At 60.9% G+C, this 1,614-nt stretch carries 1 protein-coding gene and 1 pseudogene; both read right to left on the bottom strand.

All coding sequences use genetic code 11. The features are described 5' to 3' along the window. Positions 1-239: 239 nt before the first annotated feature. Positions 240-404: a hypothetical protein gene (locus Q2941_RS51580; protein ID WP_458197534.1), complete on the bottom strand. Its 165-nt coding sequence runs from the start codon at positions 402-404 to the stop codon at positions 240-242. A gap of 164 nt (positions 405-568) precedes the next feature. Next, a pseudogene (locus Q2941_RS51575) lies at positions 569-1,528 on the bottom strand (IS5 family transposase); the annotation flags it as partial. Positions 1,529-1,614 lie beyond the last annotated feature (86 nt).

Here is a 1,614-nt window from a genome sequence, read left to right as displayed (position 1 = left end):
AACAACGGCCAGTGCTTCGCACGCGACGGCGAAAGCGTCCGGATGGAAATTCGACCGGAGGACTGCCTCGTACTAGCGCCGGAGGCCTAAAGAGGCGGGCCGCTGGTTATCTCTGGGGCCGCCGCCCCGCACAACGCGAGGCGCGCTAAAGTTTCGGTGCGATGTCCTGCTCGAACTTCTTCACCTATGTGTCCAGTTGCGAGGACATATAGGTCCAATCCGGCAGATAGGCGAACTTATCAAACTCGTCCGCCGCGAACCTCCGCGACATTCGCGCTCGGCTCAGTCTGCTGGTTCGTTGGAACGCTGTCGACGTACTGGTGGTAAAGCGCGGAATTTTCCTTGCTCACGGTAATATAGGCGAACTCCCTGGCGGCCTTCTTCTTTGAGATCGCGATGACCACCAGCCCTCGACATAAGGGGCCGCCTTCAGCGATGTGTCCGACTTTGTCAGCGCGTTGACGGGCAGTCCCTTCTTGACGAGAGCGGAAACGAGATACTGCGAACCATAGACGATGGACGTCTCGCCCATTGTCAGTGAATTAGTCGTCCGTGAAGAACCCGCACTTCAGCTTGGGGCGAGGTGAAGTCGGAGGATGAGCTGGACGAGGATTTGGTGCAACAAGAGCTCCAGCCAGCGGATGAGGCGACGGAAGTTGTAGCCGGCGGCGGCGAGAACAGCATTGGTGGCATCGCCCAGGCGGTGCCGGAGAAAGTTCCGGCCCATCCGATGTTCGGATTTGAGATGGCCGATGACCAGATCGATGGCCGAGCGGTGGCGCATCTCGCGTTTGATCTTGGGCGTCACCCGCTGCTTCTGCCCTGAGATGAACACCTTGAACTTGTAGTCGGGTGGCGCACTGTGGCCGCGATGGCCCTTGTCGAGAACGAGGCGCTCGATGATGTTGCCCGTCAGCGCCTCCTTTTGCGGGATCACGGTCTCGAGCGTATGGCCGTCGTAGGGTTACCGGGCAGCGCCTTCACATGGGTGACGAATTGGCCGCCTTTGGGGTGCGATAGCGTCGTGGCGACGGACACCTTGACCCCGAATTCGTAAGGCCGGTGGGCCTTGCCCTTGCCGATGCACTCCACCTCCGGCGCGTGCAACGAATAGACCTTCGGTCCACGCTGGTGCTGCTTCTTGTCAAGCACCCGTCGCGCCAGCGTCAGCATGCGGCCGAGGACAATCTCACCGAGCGATTCGGTGCGGCCTTCGATCTTGCGGGTGATGTCGCGGATGACACGGCCGAGATAGGTTCGAAGCGTCCTCAAGGCTCGGTTGGCGCGCTTGAACTGCTTGGCGTGGGCATAGCGCCGATGCTTGATCAGCGCGAACTTGCCCACCCCCGGGCATAGAATTGCTGCAACGCGAGGCCCTGCCGTTTTGGCAGCCGGTCTCGCGCCCGGTTCAGAAGCCGGGCATCGGTCGGGAACATCACGTTCTTGGGCTGCACCGTGATGTCGACGATGACGCGGTTGAGGTCGGACGGCTTGATCGCTCGGTCCTGGTGGCGACCGAGAGGCTCTCTGCAGCAGCGTGCGTATTCCAGCGATGGTGATCAGCGGTACAGGCGATGGCGATCAGGGATTCCAGTGATCGTGATCAAGCTTGGA

It is taken from the genome of Bradyrhizobium sp. UFLA05-153, from assembly GCF_054185185.1.
Note: the sequence above shows the minus strand (reverse complement) of the source record. Positions and strands in the feature narration are given on the sequence as shown.